This window comes from Paenibacillus sp. Leaf72, from assembly GCF_001422685.1.
GTDB lineage: Bacteria > Bacillota > Bacilli > Paenibacillales > Paenibacillaceae > Pristimantibacillus.
This window is the reverse complement of record NZ_LMLV01000001.1, coordinates 1,184,490-1,206,885: the sequence shown is the minus strand read 5'-3', so window position 1 is coordinate 1,206,885 and position 22,396 is coordinate 1,184,490. Positions and strand designations below refer to the sequence as shown.

Genomic DNA, 22,396 nt, shown 5'->3' with positions numbered 1-22,396 from the left:
GATAGGATACTAGTTATGGTCAAGTTGTAGCGATTGACGTGACTAATTTATTCAAAAAAGAGCAGAGGTTATATAAAAATTAAATTTAAGATACAGGGAGTAATCAACATTGTAAGAATATATATTTTTACTTGCGAACCATTGATGTCATAGTTTGTTTAGATGATATCTCTACTTGCTTATTAATTACCTATTTGATATAATTCAACCAATATTTATATACTAACCCAATTGTTAGTTGTTTTGTTGATAGGGTCTAGTTTATCTAGGCTTTTCAATACTACTCATAACGGTTGGTTTTTTTTCTATTCCTACATATGTGAGAGAAGGTGTCTAAATGTTTAACCAATATGATGAGTGGAATGTTGACTCTTTTCCAAATCCTGAATACAAATCAGATGAATCACGATATTCTCATAAATTTGTTGTAGTTGAGGTGCTAGCGAAACGAGAACATCAAAAGACGACATATCTCATATATCTTAAATGCCTTGTGACAGGTAGGAGAACTTATCACCCTATTACGGCATATCTATTTGGTTTGGAAAAAGGGAGACTGAGTAGTGGAACCCTCAGGCAATATGCCTATGTAGTTACAAGCTTTTTGAATCATATATGGATTGATTATGCAGACAATTATCAAATTAATGATTTGACTGATCTGAAATTTGAACATATGACATCATTTTTGAATTTTCAGCTATTCGTTGGAAAAAAAATTCGCACAGATCAGGATAGAGAGTTCCAGGCAAAACCAAATGTTGTAGAGACTGTTGATAAGAAGCGAGCGAGATTATCAGATTTTCTCTACTATCTTGCGATCATATTTCCTATGAAACATATTTTTATCAATCATTTTACCGTTACCCTAAATTCTTATGGCGTTAGATCTGTATTTTCAGAACATATAAATCAAAATCGCTCTGCTAAAGTATTAAGTAATCGTAATCAGGGGAGTAGACAAAAAATCTTGCACGGGCTTCCTTTTGATCTTATTCCAATTTTTTTATTGGATTCCATCATAAGAAGGCCTGAAATGGCGCTCCCTATCTACTTTGGTATTTTCGGAGGTATTCGAATAGGAGAAATCTGCAACATAAGGCACCAAGACTTAATTAAAACAATTAATGGGCCAAACGGCGAGGATGGATTTACTGTCGATATAAAAAATCAACGTATTATGTTCGGCCCTAATGGATCCACTGGCCATCATGGAAAGGTTAAAATCAAACGCAGGGATCAACGAGTATACAATATTAATAATATGCTGGTAGTTCTATACAAGAGACATATTAAGCTTTTAGAAACTTTTTATCCAAATCGTCAAATTGATTACTCACATGCTCTATTTCTGAATTCATATGGTAAGCCATATACCTCAGCTGCGATGTCTAAAGCATTCAATACCATTAAAAATCAATTTCTTAAACGTTTAAGCATAGGGACAAGGGATGAGATTCAGTTAGCAAGTAACTTAGAAAAATGTAAGTGGGCATTTCATATTACCAGAGGCATGTTCTCCAATATCATTGCAAAATCAGGTTCAAGTGCTCTCGACCTTATGTATGCTAGAGGAGATTCTTCATTGTTATCATCTTTACCTTATTTAGAGGGAACTAGTATTACAACTGAACAAATCGAAGAAACATTGAGCAAAATCGACGAAAAGTTTAAAGAGTTCGGAGTAGTTATTTAGTAGGAGGATTGCATGGATAAAATTGTGATTGAAAATGAGTGTTATATTAACACAAAGCTGGCTGCAGCAATAATTGGGATTAGCGAATTTAAATTTAGAAGAATAATTATTAAAAATGAGGTTGAAATTAAATTTAGAAAAATAAAAGGTATAAATTATTTGAATGAACAAAAAATCATTCAGTATGCTTCCTCAGTGAATTGGGATGTATTTATCACCTTAAAGGAAGCGAAAGAAATGTTGAATATTCATGAATATTCATTTAATAGGTTGATTTCAGCAGAACCTAACAAAGTGATTAACAATCCTTTTTACGGAAAAATTATTTCAAAGAATGTAATACTCAGTGCATTGAGTGAGTCGAAATATGACTCAGCACTCGAAATTACAATATCAGACATATGTGAGTACCTTCAATTGAGCTATGGAACACTTGAAAAACATATTTCTCGTCATTTAGATCATATCTATATTCGAAAGAATATATTACATGGTTACATTGTTAGTAAGTCGTTAGTAGAGGAGTGGATTGTTGATAAAAACTTTGATACTTCAAATTACTATACATTTGAGCAAACGATGTTAAAGCTTTCTATTAACTGGCAAGGTATAAACATGCTCATGAGAAAAGACAAGTTACAAGGTCAGAGTAGTTTGTTTTATAATTTCTTATTTACAAAAGAGTCAGTTGATAAGTATCAATCCTATATAGAATTTTTAAAAAATGATTGTTTATCAGCAGTAGAAGCTGCAGATGAGCTGAAAATTGGAAGAAAATACACCATGGGTCTCATACGTTCAGGCCAACTTGGAGAATTGTTTATATATGATTTCAAAAACGAATGGTTTGTTACACGACAAGAGGTAGATAAATATAAAATTTCAATAAGAAAACTTCAAGATATTTATTATACGCATAAGGATTTATGTGCGAAGTATGATAATTTGGTTGCAAATAACTTGTTCAAACACAACAAAGAGAAAGGAATAAAGCAAGTACTCGTTGTTCTCCCGGATTCAGACGTGTTGCAAAAGCTGTTACTTAAGGCAGATGTGGATCGATGTATATCGTTAGCAAATCAAGACCCTTATTTGAGAACTCCTTATGAAAGTTTTAAGAATGCTGAAGATGTATTTCTTTGTTCTATTTCGGAATTCGAGATAGATCTATCTGTAAAGAAAACATTCGAAATGTATTGCGAATTTGCTTTAAATAAAATGAAGACGAGTGTAAAACATAGCAGGTTTCATCAAGAAGGAAGAAATTACTCGAATTTTATCAAAAAACTCTGTACATCAATTAGCGGTAATGATCAAAATGAATTGTTACCTATACGTCAAAATATTTGGTTATACTCGCATGAAGAAATTGATCAACAAATGAAACTATTAACCGGTAAGAATATTAGTATATTTCAGCAATTTTTGCGATATGTTTTAAAGATTAATAAAGAAAAGTGTAAGTTTGGTGATGTGAGTTGGAAAATTGTTAAAATTAATAAGAATTCAAATCCGTTAATTGTGAGTGAAGAAACATACATTGAGATTGAAGCTAATTTGATTAATATTCAGATGCATCTTTCTCAGGCTGTTTCTAATAGATTATATGCAATGAATTGGTTATTTTTATTGTTACACTTTTCGATAGGATGGAGATCAGGAGATAAGGCGAACTTGGCAATTCCAGATTTAAAATTTATTCGAAAGGACGGTGGTATTGTAGATTTTACATATGTGCTGAATCAAGGATTATCATTAGACGAAGCATACCGTATACGTAGTCAGTATCATTACACAGACTTAAGAGCAAATAAGTCGAAATATAACGATCGTGTTAGAGAAGGTAAGGAATTGAATTTCTCAGTTAAGAGATCGCACCTTATTGTTTTAATGACTGCTATTACTCTTTGTACGCTTCATATGCATGAGAATGGATACAAACATTTAATATGCGATATGCGTGGTGTTTGTGGTCCTATTCGCACAGTAAGCATTAGAAGATTTATTAAAAGATCTTTGTCTCATCTTACAAATTCCGATTTAAATACTATTTCATCTTCATCATTATGTAACACATTTATGAGTCGCTTGCTATACAAAGCTGCTGAGGATGGAAAGAACTCCAATTCTTCCTTAATCTTGACACAGGCTTCACGTGGGCATGCACGTTTAGGTAATACAATGATTGAGCATTATATTGCACAATTAAAAGATGGGCCGTGGAGTAATTTACTTGTAAGTTTGTGTAATGAAACCTTTTTTGGCGGGGCAAAATTAAAGTTAATTGAGTCCATCATTAGTTTATGTGGATTTAAGCCTGTAGACAGTTATGAGAATAAAACAAAAATGATAGATTCAATGGATCAAGTGTTGAATGGTATCACGGGAGCAGAGCAGTTCGCCACAATGATTAATACAATACAGACTCAAAAAGTAAATTTAGCAATAAAAATCATCAAACAGGATATCTGTCAAATTGATGAAGAGGAGTTTCGATCATGTATTTCAGCACTAGTTAGAGGAGAAATGCCTGCTAAAATACGTGATGCTCAATGTCTCGCTGGTGGAGTGGACCACTGCCCATTTCCGTTAAATTCTAGTTGTAAGGGATGTGATTTTTTATTGCCTGAGGATTTAATTCTAATCAGTATCGGAAATGAATTAAGAGAAAGAGTAACAAGAATGGCGTTAGCTAGTCACCTGGGTCAATTGCAAAAGGAGTTTATATGGATTTACAGACTATTAAAGCTGGTACAAGAGGCAACAGAGGAACTTGGAGAGGAAGTAACGCTTGCATTAATACCACACTATCATGAGAGCATGGAGACATTAGAGCTGGCGCTAAAAAATAAAAGGATGATGGAGTACGAATTAACTTTATTGGGGGAGTAAAATGAGAGGTTTAGTTGCAAAAGTAAAGGTGAAAAAATTAAATGAAATCAGTGTATTGGCCAAGGAAGTAAATACGGTTTTTGATTTGCAAAAGATAGATGATTATAAAAGAATATTTAATGACTTGGTTCATGAAAAGACTATTGTTAAAGGAAGCTATCATGAGGATCAATGGGTAGTCAAACGTAATACGGTTAGACAGAAAAACGCGTATTTTAATTTTGCCCAGATTCAAGACCCTCTGCAGACAGAAATTCTACGTGCCTTTGTAACAATTAAACTAACTACTACTGAAGCAACTTATGTCTGTAAAATGTTTAATAAAATTATCTTATTTCTGACCAGACATGAGTTAGACAACTCGAAAATTACAACTGAGAGATTTAAAACTTATTTGTATTTTGAATCTCGCGAAAAACCTCGCCCCCAGAAATCTATTCAAATTATTGCCTATGCTTGGGATTCGTTTTTAATTTTTAGTAATTGGAACGAACATTTAAAAGAATTAAGAAAAATTATTACTCATGCGATTGACACATTAGATATTCCTCAACAATCTCGTACATTGCCAAGCTACGCAGACGTTCTAATTTTTAATGATGCTTTAACTGAATTTAAGCAACTTTGTGAAAAAGAAGCAGCGGAGAACCATCCCATAAGGCTACTTACTTATTACCCATTATTTCTTTGGTGGAAAATAAGCAACATCATCCCAATACGCCCTACTGAATTTCTTCTTTTAAAACGTGATTGCGCACAACAAGAAGGAAATCGTTTTGTGTTAGAAGTTGAACGTATAAAAGACGAGAATGCGATATCTAATAGCCTCAAGATTGAAAATAAATTACCTATTTCCGAGGAGCTTTACAACGATATTAATCGGTATATAGAACTTTCTAACCCGTATCATCGTTCATCTGTAAATCAATTATGTTCATTCACAACGTATCTTCAGATGCTACAAACTGAAGATAGATACTCGAGAGTATCTATCGATTATAACAAAGTAACATCAATATTTTTTAATGAATTGCATTTGCTGCGCCTTTTAAAGCTATTTTATGAAGTTATCTATGAGGATTACCCCGATTTATTGATAAAAGAGTTTAATGATAAGGGACGTTTTGTACCCAGAACTCTTGATAGGGTCAAGCTCGGAGATACCAGACACTTTACTATCTACCAAATGAGAATGAGAGGATTATCAGCCCTTACAATTGCAAGATTAGCCGGGCATAAAGATATTTCCACGCAAGAAAAGTATCTGAGGCATGGAAAATGGTTTGCACAGTCAGAGATTGCTTTGCTCGAAGAAAAGATGTTAAAAACAAAGGCTTTAATAAATAAGAGTGGATATTTCGATTTGGAAAAATGGTTAGAAGTAATGGATGGACGTGTCGAGCAATCTACTTTTAATTCAACTCAATTAGATAGTGACCTCACCAAACTTCCCATTGTTGGCCAACATGGAGAAGCATTAATTAGATGTTTACAAGATCCTTCTAAATGTTCTTTTGAGGGAGAGTGTACAAATTGTCCTAACTCGTATCTCTCTCCTGAGGATTTTAATATTGAAATTAAACAGTTTTATGAGAGACGTTCTTCCTATATCCAAGATCGAATGCTTGAAATAATAGATGTTTTGAATGTAATGGCAAGCAAAATGAACTTTAATTTCGAAAAAAATACAGAAGAAGATCCTTGGGAAATGGCTAGGTTAAAACAAATGGCAAAAGAGATTAGGGAGTTGCAATTCCAACAGGCAACAATTAATGCGAAACTGAAAAAATATGAACGTATATACCGAGGAGGAAAGTTTTGAAGACCAAGCAAAAACTAACTAAGGAAGAGCTGGAAGCTTTCTTTTTGGAGTACAAGCAAGCATTTCCTCTAAAAATCAATCCTTATAATTTTAAAATGTGGTTAGAACGGCAGCACAATATTAAAGTGGATCGTAAGACGATTTTAGGGCGTATAAATGATAAATTTGAACTAGAAAAGAAAAATAAACTTATAAAAGTTCAAATAGAGGAACGTGAATGCGTAGAAGCACGTAACATTTTGAGTTTAATTGAAGATTGTCAAAATGACCCACAAGCTCTTCGCAAATTGGGGAATCAATTGCAACGTGATTTTGATATGATGAATTTTCTTTCGAAAGACAAACTGAAGTTTGAGAAAGAAAATGAAAAACTACATTTAAGAATTGTTAAACTAAATAAAGAGGTAACTAAACTACAAGTAGAAAATAATAAATTAATGGACGATGTGGATTTCTACACTGTTAAATCTGATCAATTATTAGCTTTATCAGCGAATAGTATTTATTATCACTCAGATGAAAATATAATTCTAAAAATGCAGGATTCAGCTATAAAATTTTACCCGCCATCCTTGAAAGTTATTGAAAACCCTAATTCTATGGTGCAACAAAAAGCAAAGGACCCTAAAGTTTTGTTCATTGAAAAGCTTCAAGAAAAGAGTAAGAAAATTATATCAACCCCTAATATTATGGATAAACCAAAAACAGAAGAGATTCCTCTAATTGGCGGTGCTTTTCAAGATAATAATTTAGTCAGGGTAGTGGAACAATGTGAGTATCTGGATTTGAAAAGTGCGATGATTTATTTATCTACTGAGGTTGTTAATTATTTTAATAGCGTGCACTTACCCAAATTACAACTACGCGAAGGTATCAAGTTAATTAAACAGAAATGTCATCCCGATTTTATACTAACTTTACATTCGAGTTTACGTTTAAATCTATCCAATCTGGAGGATAAGACGATCGTCGCCAAATCAGTAAAGTTGCTGAAAAAACAGATCGAAATTGCAGATAATTACTACTACGCTGACCAACTAGTGATTCATCCGGGAAGTTATGTTAGGATGAATGATTACCAGTCTGGTATCAAACTATTAATTGAATCTTTAAATGAAGTAATTACTAGGGAACAAGATGTTAAAGTTGTAATTGAGAATATGGCAGGAAAAGGAACTGAGCTCGGTCGGAATTTTTATGAGATGGCTAGTATATTGGATGGGGTTAAATACAACGATAAATTAAAGGTTTGTTTAGACACGTGTCATCTGTGGGATTCTGGTTATGACATAAAAGAACGTTTTGATGAAGTATTGACGGAATTCGATAAGCTAATAGGTACTGATATGGTGGGTATGCTTCATATAAATGACTCGGTAGGAGACAGGAAGTGCAAATTGGATCGTCATGCTAATATTGGTGCGGGCAAGATAGGGGTAAAAGCACTTTCTGAATTATGTAAATCATCAGAATTTAAGCACGCTGTAAAGATACTAGAAACTCCTTCCATAGGTGGGATGCCAGCATACCGTCACGAAAGAAGGATATTGGAGGAGTCTGGTATTCATCCAAATTGGATAGAATGTATTAGAAGAGAAATTCTGTTGCCCTTTGAGGAGATGTATGGTTAGTAATATTTTTAATCATGTCAAACATCTGTGAAAATGTCAGTTGTATCGTCCTTATATTGGCCCTCTCAATAAGTGTTATGTTGCGAATACATCTTGTTTTGGAACGTGTTTGGTTTTGTATTACGCTTAGTTAAGCTGTGTCAAACGTGTTTTTCCACGGTTAATCGTTGGCGGGTTTGCGTTAGAGCGCAGAACTCGCCTTTTTCTTTTGTGGATGCTAGCGCCCTAGTCATATGGATTACTTGAGTAGCAGCGTCATTATCCTTAATTCCCAGATGAACAGCTCGCCTGAGAGCATTTGACGTATTTCCACGGCTGTGTTGGCGATCAATCCCTGTTGAGTAGTTTAGCCCAGACATAGATTTTACCGCCGTAGGAGGTTCAAATCGGCCATCGCCTTATTAAAATGGGAAAGTGATTTCCTTTCATTGACGAGTTCTTGTCCCACGGTGAGCTTGTCGTTAGGTGAACGAAAGACGATCTGTCAGTCACTGTACAGGCCCAATGGTGCTGTAGAGCTTGTTCCTGTGGATAGCCTTCGTGGCATCAATAGGCCGGAAGAGCGCGACAACGACATACCCGTAGCATCGTTGATGGCTGCATATAGGGCAAATCCTAGAGTGCGTTCGTCGAGCCACTCCACACCTACTTGCGCTCTGCGCTGGCGTGGCTGATGAAACAGTGATAGCCGTCCTTGTTTGATTTGTTTAGGTCCGTTATTCAATATAATACCTCTCAAGCTAGAATTGCTCAATTCGCTCTCTTTGTGTTCTTTCAGTAAGGCTGCTTCCTCAGCGTATGTCATCTGTTTATTCATAATTTTCTCCTGTCCCATAGTCACATTGTTTCCAAACAGTTATGGGGTGACATTATCACAGAAGAACAACATAGTAATATTTTCAATCACGTAGCCCATCTATATGCTGTGCTACAATAGAGGGTGAGCTTTCTCACCCTAGAGGAAGGTAATAAATACAGTGTTAATCTTTGAATGGATACATTGAATATATAATCGTGTATTGATTGTGGAATTAATGTTCTGTTAAGGTTATGCTAGACTGCATTGAATCATATTTTATGTCTGGAAACGTATTGCAATTTATTTTGGAGTTGAGAGAATTATGATGACTGAGGTAAAAAAAAGGGTTCTTATGGTTGATGGTATGGCACTTCTCTTCCGAGGCTATTATGCTACATCTTATTCAGGGAATATTCGAAAGACTAGCGCTGGATTGCCTACTAATGCTGTTTATGGGTTTCTGTTATATTTTTTCGATGCAATAAACGAGTTTAATCCGACCCATATAGTTTGCTGTTGGGATATGGGGGCAAGTACCTTCCGGAATGAGAGCTATAGCCAATACAAACAAAATCGTTCAGAAGCGCCACTTGAACTACGTCCCCAGTTTGAATTAGTTAAAGAAGTCGTAGCGGAGATGGGTGTACTTAATATTGGTATAACCGGTTATGAAGCTGATGATTGTATTGGAACCCTATCAAGAATGCTTCAGGAGAATTCTGAAGTGTATATTTTGACAGGAGATCATGACATGCTTCAACTGATTACTGAACAAGTAAAGGTTGTAATCATGAATAAAGGAAGATCGAATTACACAGTATACGATATAAAAACGCTCTTTGAGACAAAGCAATTAACGCCATTGCAAGTTATTGATTTAAAAGCATTTATGGGGGATTCTGCAGATAATTATCCTGGTGTAAAAGGAATTGGGGAAAAGATAGCATTAAAGTTAATTAGTGAGTATAAGTCAGTCGAAGGCTGCCTTGAGAATTTGGACAAGCTTCCAAATGGCGTTAGAAGTAAAATAGAGGCTAATTTGGATATGCTACATCTTTCTAGAGATTTAGCTCGAATTAGACTGAATGTTCCAATCAAATGTGAGTTGGAACAATGTATATGGCAATTACAACGCGATGCAACAATTAAAAAATTTGATGAATTGGAATTTAGAGGACTTATTAATATGTTGGAGGTTATATAGATTTAACTCATAAATTTAATTTCTTTCAAAATGAGTTTAGCCAGTTATTAACCTGGCTAAACTCATTTTGCGAAAATTATGGACAGATCCGATTAAAGATGAAATTAGATATATGTTATACGATAAATGTTACTGCACCTGGAGTTTAATCGATTCAATATGTGGAAAGAGCACAAAGACGAATTGAAGAATACATTCATTTTTATAACAATAATCGTCCACAATGAAAACAAACCGGCTGTTTGGCAGGGCATTTACTCAACAAATTCCATGTTTAATCTTATTAGATTTGGAATGTGAAATATTATAATTATTCATTTAGCAATTCATCATACAATGTATAGATTGGTAATTGGCTAAATTCTTCTTGTATATTTACGGGTAATTTTTGATAAGTATACTTTGCTTCAACTTTGTTTTTTAGTAAAACATTGCAACAGAAATGAAGTCCTATATATTCAGTAAATAAAAACTTATTTTTTAAGTGTACTAAGACTTCAATATCACTTTCGCTAAAAGGAATTGATTTTCGTATTTTTATTTGTAAGGTATTAATTTTGATCACTGCCTCATCAAAAGAAAAGAGATTATGCGGTGAAATTATATAATATTTGTCTAAAATATGTTCTGCAATATCTAAGAGTTCTTCTCGTTTTGAAATATCATATGCTTTAATGCATCGTAAATAGAAAGCAGTTGTTATGTTAGAAACTAACTGATTATCGAAAGGATCAAACTTGTCAAAGGATTCTTTAATAAGTTGAAAATTTAGATTTACTCCATATGACAAAGACTCTAAGTCTAAAAATAAATAGAAACTATGCGTGTACAACATGTTACTCTCATTATCTTGTACTTGCACTAACGCAGTAATAATTTCCGGAGAGAAAGCATTTATTAATTTTTTCTGTTCTGTTGGTTGGTAATAAAGCAGAAAACACTTATTCCCGACATTATACTTAATTATACGGGAGTTATTCTCCTCAAAAATATCGAAACCATTTAAATTATCTTGAAGAAAAGTTTGAACAAGATACTCAAATTGTTCGAAAATATTCTTAGTAGGGTCAAGTTGCTCAATTATTAGATCCTCAGGGACATTAAAAGCTACATATATTCGTTGAATATCGAGCATAAGACCATGCAATCTATTTATTGTTTCTAGCCATTGAATGATTTTAGGATTTTGTAGCAATCCAGGATTATCTTTCAACAAAAACTGCTGTGATTCGTAGAACCAAGCGGTGATATATTCTAGAGCTTTTAGTTGTGCAGTCAATGAAACGAAATTTAACAAACTAAATGTTAATTGATTGGTTTTACTGTCATATACGATTCTGAAAGCATCATCAAAATCTCCTATATAAGACTGTTCTTTCCTTGTCGTTTTCACATTAAAACTATAGGTTTTCCCACCTAAATTGATCTTAGTTTCTTCGGAATTCCTTATCTCAGCTATACGCCCTAAATTTAAAGGGACTAATAAATCTTGATCAATGCCGTAAATAGTGAAGTCATGATCGAAAATATTACTGGTTGCTTCATTAGACGGATCGTATGTTAGACTTTGCACGCTGTAGCTATCAAATGAAACCTCTTGATACTTCGCACTTTCGATTAAAATGAGGGGTTGTTGTTTCTGTACTTCTAGAAACTTATGGCATACGCTTTTCAAACTAGTTTCTTCTAATGCCCTTAGTTCAATGATTCTGGACTCTTGATTTTTCTTTTCACCATAAATTTTTAAAATGGCTGATAGCTCTTGAGGTAGTAAATGTTTATAGTAAATTTTCGAGGTATCGTATTTAAGTTCAACAACTAGATATAGTATACCTCCATGCTTATAGTAATTATGAAGGTGTTTAAGTTGTAGATTGTACATAAGATTTCCAACTGTAAACTCTGTTACTTGTTTTCCTTTTACTTGTACGGGGACTTTTCCGATAAAAGATTTAACAGAGCTTGTATTATCCTTATTTACAATAATCTCTCCATCAAAAGAGATCCCTTTATCTCCAGCCGAAATATTTGGGATTAAACAAGCTGTTGGGTGATTAGCCTTACTTATTACCGCATCTACTGCTAATCTTTCAATTTGAACAGATGATAATTTTGTCATAAAGCACTCCGATTTTCTTAATTTTTATATTCGAATATGAAATCTAAAAAAAGGTTTTATGCATTTTTAAGAGTGGCTAATTCTCCAAGTATTATACAGTTGAATTCCTAAGTTCACCACATTAAATTGATTGAACAATTATTAAGAAGTAGACAGAATATATAAATAAAAACGCCATCCTGCATCAATATTTCTGTACAGATGGCGTATTCTTTGAAGTTTAAATCGATTTTCTTATTCGGAGCTCTTCAGAATTCGCGTGTAGAATGCATGAAAGAGCTAAAAGTTTGTTCAGCGCTCTTTCTGGTTGTTAGTCATAATCCAAATGATGCTGAAAAACTTCAGCACATTCCTCGTTATGTTTCATAGTTTCTAAATTTGGAGTACTAATGGGCGTTCACTAAAGCAGTATATCAACATTCAAGTCCAGTTAAGTTGAGTATAGGAAGGTATTAAGAGTTATTGTCTGAAACGATTTTCAATTTTAAAAAGTTTATCTTGTTGAGAAAGTCTAAGCACAATATGATTGTCTGTATTTAGTTCATTTGGGAGTTTATCCTTTAGTATCGAAAATATTAATTGTATATTATCACCTTCAATATATTTTGCGACCTTGATTAATTGGTTAATATGCATAAGTTCCTTTTTATCATTTAGGATAAAATGTAGAACCGGAATCTCTTCTTTATCTGCAAATAGTATATATGCTAAATCAAAGCATAAGATCTCACCTTGTTTTTTACCTGAACTATTATTATCGTTAAAACAATGAAAATCATATACATTTTTCCCTGTTTTTTTGTCAGTTTTGATGCCATAAGTTATTCCGTATGTTTCATTATAAAGTTCATTAGATACATCAGAGAAAAATTCATTGAATTTCACGAGCTGATTTTTTATTTTCTCTTGAGACTTAATTGAAAATGCATCGTGATCAATAATTTTTAATTCATCTTCTAAGTCGGTGATTTTTTTTTCAATTTCTTTTATTTGAGTAATAGAGTTTTCTATTTCACCCTTTTGACGGTAATTTTCATTCAAGTCAGAAATGATTTTTTCTAGATCGCTAAAGGTGTCGGATTTAGTCACCTTATTTATTAAGTCAACTTCAGCCGATAACAATATATTTAGTTCTTCATTTAATTTATTTATTTCCATATAAATTTCAGGTAACTCCTGGCTGATGAATCTTATCTTTTCAACAATCATTTTATTATGGTAAGAAACTAAGTCTTCAAATGTTTTTTGAAGATTGGGGATAAAATTGTTAGCTTGTTCATAAATCCTCTTCAATTGTATAAGATCTATGTTCGATTGATCCTCTTTTAGCTCCATTTCAGCTTCATGTATTAAATCCCTTCTAATACTCAATTCGCTAATTTTAGAACTGATGAGGCTTATTTGATATTTTGTTTCGTTTAGATCATTTAAATTCTCTTCGAAATTTGGATTGAGATTCAAAGAATTTTTTTTAAGTTCAACTTTATTAATTGTGTTTTGAACCATTGCTAGCGATAGTTCAAACTCAGTTTTACTTTGTTTCTTCTCGAGTCTATTTTTAAATACAATCTCGGATTTCATTTTTTTAAATATTTGAGATCTATCTGTAGTAGTTATTCCGAATAAATATAAATAAAGAGTTTCATACTCTGGGAGAGAGTTAAACTTTGTCAGGACTTTTAATGTATTATTTATACGATCGTCAGTATACCTGATACTGTGTGAGATAATTTCTCTAAAGGTTGGTTTTTTGACCGATCTATCTCCAATTATTAAATCGTCAAGTTTACTCTCGAATTCTTTATCTTTAATTTTCTCTCCGTTAATCCTTATTATTTTGTGTTTGTTGTTCAAAAAATTTCGTTCAATTATAATTTCACGAGCATATATATCATCAAAGCTGTCAGTTAGTGTTAGAGTAATCAGAACCTTGTTTTCAATCAAATAGCTTTTTACTATTTCAATTTCTTTTTTTGTTTCTTGATCCGTATAAATAAGCTTTGGGTCGGCCCCAAGACAAAAATCAATTAACGTTAATACCGTAGTTTTACCGACACTGTTTCCAGTCTCTTTTTCAGTGACACCTACCGTATTATCGACAATTAAGTTAACTCCTTTATGAAATCTAATGTCTCGAATGAGACCGAAATTATCTTCTATTTTAAGTTGTTTAATCAACATAGTGTAACTTCACCACTTTCAGTTATAAACGCAATGTCAGATAAATAAAGCCAATCTAATGAGAGAATAAAAGTGAAAAAGGACATATTACTTTTCGCTTTTACATCACTATATAAGCTAATTAGTTCAACATTATTCTTATTAAATAATTGTTCAAGAATAATTGATCCGTTGTAGTAAATACTTAATTCGGGATTAATATCTTTAGGCAGTAACATGAATGTATCCCTCCGGGTCCTCGAATACTTTACATCTAATAAAAGCATCTACAATTATTATGGAGACACAAAGTTCAAGTTCCTCATCGGCTAAATCAACGAAATTATCAGTTTCTCGAATGTATGACACAGTTCTATTTATAATTCTTAGAAATTTTTGATTATTGTTGAAATCATCTAGTAGCATTTCTTCTGTGTAAAATCTAGATAGTTTATCGAATACAGACATGCTTTTATTGTTACCTTGTCTATCAAATTCTGCATAAAGTGAATTAAGTTTGGAGTAGTAGATTTTGTACTTTTTAATAATACTTCTTACCTTCAAAAGATCGTTGTATTCAATCTTCCAATCTATATTGTATTCATTTAATTCTGTCTGTTCTTCTGCTACTTTTAAATCTTCTTTCGAGAGTAATTTAATTAGTTCAGTTAAATTAGAGGTTATTTTTGCTGGATCTGGTCTTTCTCCTAGTTCAGCGGCCACCAGTTCATAAATATCTCTTTGCTTATCTATTCCAGCTTCTAATACGGCTTTTAATAGCGAACCTTTATCAATTATATCTACTTTTGGGTTAAAGCTAATATTATGTTTATTAGTGAATTTATTATTCTTTAGTTTTGAAGCATCGGAAAAAAATAGAAATTTTAATGTATATCCTTTCTGTTTATATTCTTTTAGGATATCTTTTGAAAGAGTAGTGTTAATTTTGGCTTTTGTATCAGTAGATGAGACTTGTATAATAGTTTTGTTTACTTGATCTATTAAATCAATTGCTTCAGCATTTTGGTCGAGAATGTTTGCATTTTCTAATTGCATGTCAAACATACTACGGCAAAAATCTCTATAAAAGAACTCTGCGTGAATATTTAAGTTGAGTATATTTAGCTTCCCGTTACTTTTAATTCGATAGCTTAACACCTCAATTTTCTCAGTTACATAAGAGTAATAGAAATCTCTATTCATAAGTGTAATCTCCCATGGAAAATACTTAGTTTATTACTAAATTGTACACTAATTTAATCCATTTTGAAGTAGTTTTTTGAAATTTCCTAAATCAATATCCGACGTTGAAGTGCAAAAAGACACCTGCAAACTAAAGGGGAGGACTGATACTCATTTGTGAGACAGGTATTAAAACTCCCTACAACTCAAGCAGCAGGACCCGTAATCAAACAGCGAAAGATTGAACGTTTCATACTTTCATGTGTATCAGTGGGCGTTTCCTTGCGAGATATGATCATTGTATGGACTATTCCCTTTATAGCTTCCTGGTCTTCTGTATCCTCCTATCATGCCTGAGACGTGCAGTATCTTTCTTGGTTGCTACGAAGCAGGGTGTCCGGGTTTCAGAACCAAGAAAAAAATGCCGTATCTTGCTTGCCTGCTATACTGTAAGCCAAGATTTCATTGTTATACAAGTCTAAGATACTCAATAGATATAAGATTGTTCCTTTTAAAGGTAAGTGGGTGATATCCGATACAAGTTTTCGAAAGGGAGCTTCAGATTGATACTGATACTTTTACTGATAATCTATTGAAGATGCAGGATTTTCAGTTGTTTTTGTCTCTTATGTGCAAAAAAATATATAGCGAGAAGGGCTTCAATGCCAAATCAGGATCATTTCTTTTGAAGCCAATCAGTAATTTTAATGAAAACATAACGAAATTTATGTGCTTGTATAGTAAACCTTTCTTCACGACCTGCTGTATGAGTTGCCCTCCAGCGATAGGTCTTGTTGCACGAGCAATTCCAAGCCATGTATAAGCTTGCTTCACGCACAATATCGCTCAAATGGGTTCCATACAGCCATTACCATCTATAATGATAACTCCTCTTTAGCTCGGTGTGCTTTTTTAGCGTGTCCAATTAATGCCTTAGAAAACGATTCTTTGCTTTCACTTGTTCAAGTTCTAAAAATGAATTCGGGCCCCTTACCAAAGCTGTATTGCTTGCCGACAGCCTGCTCGTGCCAGTGGAGTATGCTCTTTGGATACCACGCCATCCAAATCTTAAGTTGTGTCACATTCTTAATCCCAAGCTTATTTGTGATCCCCGTTGCAGGGGCTCCAATTAGTCTCATTTGTATGGCACATGCATTTTCATTTCACGGAGTATCTAACTCTTGTTGCCAAATAAAAAACACCTGTGAGAGAATGCATCCACATCTTACGACATAGAAGCATTCTCATACAGGTGTTTTATTATTTCTAACGTTATAGGGGAAACCCTTACTATAATTTTTTAGAAATAACTTTTCTGTTTTTATTAAACTATTTTTTATATAAATCAATTGTCTTAAGTATCTCTTTCGCAAATTTTTCTACCATGTTTATTTCTTCGGTATCTCGTTGAATTAATAACGCATATAGGCCATCTAGATGCTTTTCTTTTTCTAACCGTTTAGCATTGTTAGATATTTTGTAGGTTGAAAATATATCGCTTGGGTTTATATCCAAGGCAACGAGTAGTCTTTCTAAAGTATCAAGCTGTATGTAGGTTTGGCCTTTTTCAATTGAGCCAATATACGATTGAGGAATTCCTACTTTTTCACCTAGTTGTTCTTGAGTGATTCCACGTGCTTTTCTATGTGAACGTATTCTTTGACCAATAAATTTTGCTAACTCTATCATAGTCATTCCTCCTCTTAAATAGAGTAGGAAACATCACATCTAATTTGAACATAGTAATTCTATATATTTCATGTTGAAAATAACTAAAATAACATATATTATTGGACGTGATATTAAAACTAAAGGAGCCGCTCCAATGACATCTACGACAATACTTAATCCAATAGTCATAGAAAACGTAATACAGAGTAAAATGCGCGGTAAAGTTACCTATCAGAGTTATATGTCAGCCTCAATTGCGCTTAATTTAACCTATGTAAAACCATACGATCACCCATCAGGAAAAGGGTATCAACGTCCTGTAGATGCATCAAGATGTAGTGATTTTGCCATGTATCTATCAAAAGGTTCGGACTCTTTATTTACACCGATTTTAATAAATGCGGGTGGAAATTGGGAATTCAGTAGTTACGATAAACAAAGACCATCTTTAGGTAGATTAGTTTGTAAAGCGAAAGCATCGCTTATGGACGGGCAACATCGTATTGGTGGAATCCAGCAGTATATTCAAGAAACTCAGTCAGAGATTAATATTCCTTTTTTGTCGTTTCATTATTTAGATGAAGATGAGGAAATCCAATTATTTGATACGATTAATACGAAAGCAAAAGGGATTGGATCATCATTAAGTAAATATTTACGGAGAGATACAGATGACGTAAGTTGGATTGCAACGGAGCTCTTAATAAGAAGAGAAAGTCCATTTTATGAAAAGGGAAGCATTATCGGAAAAAGAAGTAAAGGTCGCCACATTACTTTACAGAACTTATATCGAACAGTTAATTTGCTTACGTCAAGAATATCTACTTTGCAAAAGCAAGAAAAACTAATTGCAGCAATTGAATATTACAGTGCTTTACAAGCAAATTTTCCTAATGAGTGGGCAGATTATAAAGGAAGTAAGCTAACTCATATTGTTTGTATCGACGCATTTTCTATTGCTGGCAGCCATTTAATTGCAAAATCTCTAACTGAAAATAAAAGACATATAGATATTAAAGTGATCAAGCAATATGTATCAAAAATAAAAAATAAAATTGACTGGTCAGCAGATGGGCGCTTGAAATATGTAAAAGGAATGAGTGGTTCTAAACAGCTTGCTGTTGAACTAAGAGAATTTATGGAGCCTGAAAATAAGGATTAAAAAAAGAGAATCAATCATTTATCGTCGAATTTACCAAACAATAAATGAATCAAATGTTACTGTTCCGTTTTATATTCACTGTCATACAGGTTGAAAAACAACATAAGATAATGACTTATAATACTTCTTTGGTTATGAGGGAATTCACAAAAAATTGGGCGTCCCACTCGGGATGCTTTTTTCTTTAGAGCGGCTAATTCGGTTCAGAATTGCTTGCTTACTCCCGTTCAAATAAATTACTGTTGAGCTTGCACTTTCGGGGATTTAAAAAGTTATCGAAATAACTACGGAACACGCAATATCAAAGTACTAAATATTCCAGTTAATTTTGACCTCAGATATTAACGTTCATGGAGAATGAGTAATCTAAATGGAAGGGAGAATATTCAATTATGCCCCGAATGAACAATCGAAGAATAATGGCTAAACATTATGCACAAGGTGTTATTGCACATCTCAATCTTCTAGGTTACCATGATGAACAAGCAAAGTTGGTTTTTTTTCGACATTATAGAGAGATGAAACGCATATTTGGACTTGAGCCAAATGTAGGCGAGTTTGCAAAACTAATTGATGAATTTGAACGAGCTATAAGACGAGAAGAAGACAACCTAAAGAATCCAAATTATATTAAAGTGGGCCCTCTTCACGAACGGTTGATAAAGTTAAAGTCCAAACAAGAAAAATGGAAGAGTACTATGGCATTTGAGCTTACAGAATCCATGCTGCAAAAAATAAAAGAATGGGATTCTTGTCATACAACTGATGCAACAGAAGCGAAATTCGCATATATCTTCATACCCACTGGATTAGGTATTATTATTAAGGTGACGTGTGACATATGCAATCGAGTTCTAGATCTGACAGATGATTTTCAATAACATGTAATTACAATGCATCTGCGGAGTTAGCATAATGAAGTAGACAGCAGTCGGCACTCAATTGATTGCTGTCTACTTTATTTTCTACACAGAACAACTTAATGTTATTGAATATGACTAAAGTGACTACAAAGTGCTTTAAGATAGGAGTACGGATATTAGCAATATAGATGAGCTCATTAAATCCTTCGACCAGCCACATATCGAATAAAGAACTTCTCATTTAATATGTATCCAAAGCACGAGTCAAGCTGTGCTCAAGTTATAGCTTTTAAGCAATTAGGTAATCTGAAGGTTTATGAGGAAGTATGCAAATAGCAGAATAATAACGTAAGATAGAAGCTATAAAGAGTTCCGATAAGAAGAGCAGTTAGGAAGGAGATTTAAAAAATGGATGAAAAAACAAAGGAAGATAGGATTCAGTATTTAAGAAGTAAACGTGACGATCCTACTGCTAATTATCGATCATATTTAATTAATACTTATAATTATATACTAGAAGATTCTATAAAAGATAATAAAGGATGGAGCAAAGCCTCATCACGATTAATGCTTAATTATGTATATAAGGATGAACCAGATCATATGGGCTTGGAAATGATAGATCAATTTAAAAAAGATCTGCGTGAACTAGGGTACATCAAACTTATTAAAATAGATAATACATGGCGTACATTCATCGTTAAGGAACTTGATTTTTAAATTTCAAGAATGGTTCGGTACCTTGAGTGATATTGAGAATAATCAGAGCGTACCTTAACCTGGTGCTTCATTATGAAAAAGTATTGGAGATAGTAGGAAAGGGATAAAAATAAAAATGATCGAGATGATAATAAAAGTGAAGATACCACACATTTCAAATTAATTGCGCCGGGTATGGATGGTGAGATGGATCGTGAAGTTACAGTGATTTATCAGAGACCAGCTATTTACGGGAGACCGTCATTTCTTATGTAATCGAATTCTAAGTATGTAAATTCATAGAAAGTGGCCGGTAGCCATGGTGATGCTGCAATGAAGATAAGTTTGATTTCAATATTAAGATGAAAATTCCTTTGGAATTACCGGGGGTTAAGCTGAGCTATTCGATATCAAGCTCACGATCACTCGGAAAATAGAGATTAGTGGCGTCGAGTTTTCGGCTTATCAAGACAAGAACCCAATCTATGTATCACCCACGATACCTTATTACTAGTGGAAGCAGGACAATATTTGTTAAACTGCCGTTTTCTCTGGTATAGACAAGTGCCAGGAAGACAACCGAAAAGATATGATTTCGGCTCCCTAGAAATTCATCCGAGAGCAAGAGTAGAAGTTGGCGGATATAGCCTAAAGAGTTGATTTTAATAAAGATTATTTTATTAATGTAATGCCCCACGGAAGGTGGACAAACATAGAAATTTTTAAAACACTACATAAGAATTGACCAGAATCTATATCAAGTGTCAAAAAAATGAAGTACTAGACTGAAAACCAGCTAATAGATGTCAAGTACTTGAGACTTGGTTAATAATTAAAATGCTGTTATACTTTTTATGCATTACAAATAAACCTTCATTGACGTGAAGGTGTGGGGAAATTTGGATTTTAGTTTTGGTAGGGCTGACCCTTGATGAGGATGGCGTAGACGTGATGGAGAAGCTTGTTGGCGCAAGCAATCACAACCACCTTGTAGGGCTTGCCCTCTTTCTTTTTCTTATCGTAATAAAGCTTCAAACGATTGTTAGCTCCGCGTCGCAGCCCACATTGAACCGCTAAAAATAGAGCTCTTCGAAGTCTTTTTGAACCTTGCTTTGTTATTCGGTTACTGGTAGCTGTAAACTTACCCGAACTATAGACACCAGGATCAAGCCCAGCAAAGGCAACTAGCTGTTTGGCGTTTGTAAATTGACGTGCATCACCGATTTCCGCTATAATCGCTGCTGCGAGTTTATTGCCGATGCCTGGAATGGTCTTTACTAGTTCCACCTCTAGTAACTTGGAGGAAACATCTTCAATCTGCTCTTCTAACCTGCTTAATTGGTTTTGAAATTCAATTAAGAGGCATACCATTCCTGCCAGAGCTATACTTTGCGATGAACTCCTTTTCTCGATGGAACCATTTAGTGAGACCTGTCTCAACTGCGCTGCTTTTTCTCCAATCCAGGTCTTTGAATGTGATTTCCCAACTTGCTTCAGCATAATATTTTCCACATCTTCATTCTCATTGCTCAGGCAACACTGCAATACCTTAAGTGCCGTAGCGGAAAACAGATTGCGGAATACCAACTCATAGGCGGGAAATACTTGATCTAGTAAGGCTCTCGTATTTAGCTTCGCCTGTACGTACATCGAGGTTATAAACTCATGCTGCCTTGTTACATGCTGCAGATCCGTATACTGCTCATCCCATGTACGATGTGGCTTTACATCGCCCCGATAGTACATGTCAGCTAAGTGCCATGCATCCGCAGCATCGGTTTTGACTTTTCGTAGTTGTGTGCTTCTAGCGCGTTTAGATTGCAGAGGGTTAATCACATAATGCTTGTAAGTTCCTCGTACAAGATAGGCGACCAACCCTCTATGGTAATGACCGGTGGCTTCCATAACGATGACGGGCTCCATCCCCGAGAGCTCTTCCAGTTCATCAAGTAATTCTCCTAACCGTTTAAAGCCGCTTTCCTCATGTTTGATACACTCCAGTTTTGCATAAGGCTCATTCCGCCTAACAAAAGCCTGTACAACGCTGATTCCTTTTGACACATCCAACCCTACGACTGGTTCCATAATACGCTCCCCATTTCATAAATTGCCGGCACTTCCCATGATGGTTCCAAACCCATAGCTTCGCTTGTGATGCGAGATCCTTGTCTCTACCAGCTCAAACATGGTCATTGGAAGGAAGTGGGAGAACTGTTTTCACCACGGGGTTTGCCCCAATAAAGTATACGTTCTCCCGGCTTACCGCCATCATATGACACCTAAGAAAAAAGGCCAACCAGAAATCTCTGGCTGACCTAATAATACGAATAAAGTATTAGAACGTAATAATACAGTTATAGACTGGCGGGCAAGCCGCTCTCGAGTAGCGCATCGGTGAAGGTCGTGCCCGGACGCCTACACTGAAGCTCATGCTCTTGGTTCTTCCGATCCGGTCCCGAGCGACACGGCGCCAACCTGGTCACTGCGCTGCTGCAG

At 34.4% G+C, this 22,396-nt stretch carries 16 protein-coding genes; 9 read left to right on the top strand and 7 right to left on the bottom strand.

The genetic code is table 11. The features are described from left to right. Window positions 1-337: 337 nt before the first annotated feature. Genes ASF12_RS05275 through ASF12_RS05260 form a run of 4 tightly spaced genes read left to right on the top strand, consistent with a single transcriptional unit; the run spans window position 338 to window position 8,041 of the window. Window positions 338-1,696, top strand: a complete 1,359-nt coding sequence (locus ASF12_RS05275; protein WP_056030492.1) for a site-specific integrase — start codon at window positions 338-340, stop codon at window positions 1,694-1,696. A gap of 12 nt (window positions 1,697-1,708) precedes the next feature. After that, complete coding sequence (locus tag ASF12_RS05270) at window positions 1,709-4,588, top strand: hypothetical protein (protein WP_056030489.1); 2,880 nt, start codon at window positions 1,709-1,711, stop codon at window positions 4,586-4,588. 1 nt (window position 4,589) lies between these two features. Next, window positions 4,590-6,410, top strand: coding sequence for a site-specific integrase (locus ASF12_RS05265; RefSeq protein WP_056030487.1), 1,821 nt, complete (start codon window positions 4,590-4,592; stop codon window positions 6,408-6,410). Beyond that, on the top strand, window positions 6,407-8,041 hold the full coding sequence (locus ASF12_RS05260; protein WP_056030484.1) for a deoxyribonuclease IV: 1,635 nt from the start codon (window positions 6,407-6,409) through the stop codon (window positions 8,039-8,041). Before ASF12_RS05265 ends, ASF12_RS05260 begins: the two co-directional genes overlap by 4 nt. A 484-nt stretch (window positions 8,042-8,525) precedes the next feature. Here the strand turns inward: ASF12_RS05260 and ASF12_RS05255 are convergent, their stop codons facing one another. Then, on the bottom strand, window positions 8,526-8,858 hold the full coding sequence (locus ASF12_RS05255; protein ID WP_056030480.1) for a hypothetical protein: 333 nt from the start codon (window positions 8,856-8,858) through the stop codon (window positions 8,526-8,528). Between the two features lie 307 nt (window positions 8,859-9,165). On the opposite strand from ASF12_RS05255, the gene ASF12_RS05250 reads away from it, so the two are divergent. Both ASF12_RS05250 and ASF12_RS36480 read left to right on the top strand, forming a co-directional pair. Next, entirely contained in the window at window positions 9,166-10,044 is an 879-nt protein-coding gene (locus tag ASF12_RS05250) for a 5'-3' exonuclease (protein WP_056032850.1), read from the top strand. A 161-nt stretch (window positions 10,045-10,205) separates the two neighbouring features. Further along, entirely contained in the window at window positions 10,206-10,271 is a 66-nt protein-coding gene (locus ASF12_RS36480; RefSeq protein ID WP_442952514.1) for a hypothetical protein, read from the top strand. Window positions 10,272-10,354: 83 nt separating this feature from the next. Here ASF12_RS36480 and ASF12_RS35165 read toward each other — a convergent pair whose 3' ends face one another. From ASF12_RS35165 to ASF12_RS05215, 5 genes are all read right to left on the bottom strand, one after another. Beyond that, window positions 10,355-12,163, bottom strand: a complete 1,809-nt coding sequence (locus ASF12_RS35165) for a DUF4365 domain-containing protein (protein ID WP_056030477.1) — start codon at window positions 12,161-12,163, stop codon at window positions 10,355-10,357. Window positions 12,164-12,622: 459 nt separating this feature from the next. Continuing rightward, on the bottom strand, window positions 12,623-14,344 hold the full coding sequence (locus tag ASF12_RS05240) for a DUF2326 domain-containing protein (protein ID WP_056030474.1): 1,722 nt from the start codon (window positions 14,342-14,344) through the stop codon (window positions 12,623-12,625). Beyond that, window positions 14,338-14,562, bottom strand: a complete 225-nt coding sequence (locus ASF12_RS05235; protein ID WP_056030471.1) for an ABC-three component system middle component 6 — start codon at window positions 14,560-14,562, stop codon at window positions 14,338-14,340. The genes ASF12_RS05240 and ASF12_RS05235 overlap by 7 nt, the downstream gene beginning before the upstream one ends. Continuing rightward, window positions 14,549-15,526: an ABC-three component system protein gene (locus ASF12_RS05230; protein WP_056030467.1), complete on the bottom strand. Its 978-nt coding sequence runs from the start codon at window positions 15,524-15,526 to the stop codon at window positions 14,549-14,551. The genes ASF12_RS05235 and ASF12_RS05230 overlap by 14 nt, the downstream gene beginning before the upstream one ends. Window positions 15,527-16,834: 1,308 nt before the next feature. After that, complete coding sequence (locus ASF12_RS05215) at window positions 16,835-17,194, bottom strand: helix-turn-helix domain-containing protein (protein WP_046234901.1); 360 nt, start codon at window positions 17,192-17,194, stop codon at window positions 16,835-16,837. Between the two features lie 136 nt (window positions 17,195-17,330). On the opposite strand from ASF12_RS05215, the gene ASF12_RS05210 reads away from it, so the two are divergent. The 3 genes from ASF12_RS05210 (at window position 17,331) to ASF12_RS05200 (ending at window position 19,921) form a co-directional block, all read left to right on the top strand. Then, the gene (locus ASF12_RS05210) at window positions 17,331-18,338 is read left to right on the top strand and encodes a DGQHR domain-containing protein (RefSeq protein WP_056030460.1); all 1,008 of its coding nucleotides are present in this window, start codon (window positions 17,331-17,333) and stop codon (window positions 18,336-18,338) included. Window positions 18,339-18,730: 392 nt separating this feature from the next. Beyond that, on the top strand, window positions 18,731-19,219 hold the full coding sequence (locus ASF12_RS05205) for a hypothetical protein (RefSeq protein WP_056030457.1): 489 nt from the start codon (window positions 18,731-18,733) through the stop codon (window positions 19,217-19,219). Between the two features lie 390 nt (window positions 19,220-19,609). Then, complete coding sequence (locus ASF12_RS05200; RefSeq protein ID WP_056030454.1) at window positions 19,610-19,921, top strand: hypothetical protein; 312 nt, start codon at window positions 19,610-19,612, stop codon at window positions 19,919-19,921. A gap of 885 nt (window positions 19,922-20,806) precedes the next feature. On the opposite strand, the gene ASF12_RS05195 is transcribed toward ASF12_RS05200, so the two are convergent. Further along, window positions 20,807-21,985 (bottom strand): IS110 family transposase, encoded by a 1,179-nt coding sequence (locus tag ASF12_RS05195; protein WP_056030451.1) that lies wholly within the window; start codon window positions 21,983-21,985, stop codon window positions 20,807-20,809. Between the last annotated feature and the right edge of the window lie 411 nt (window positions 21,986-22,396).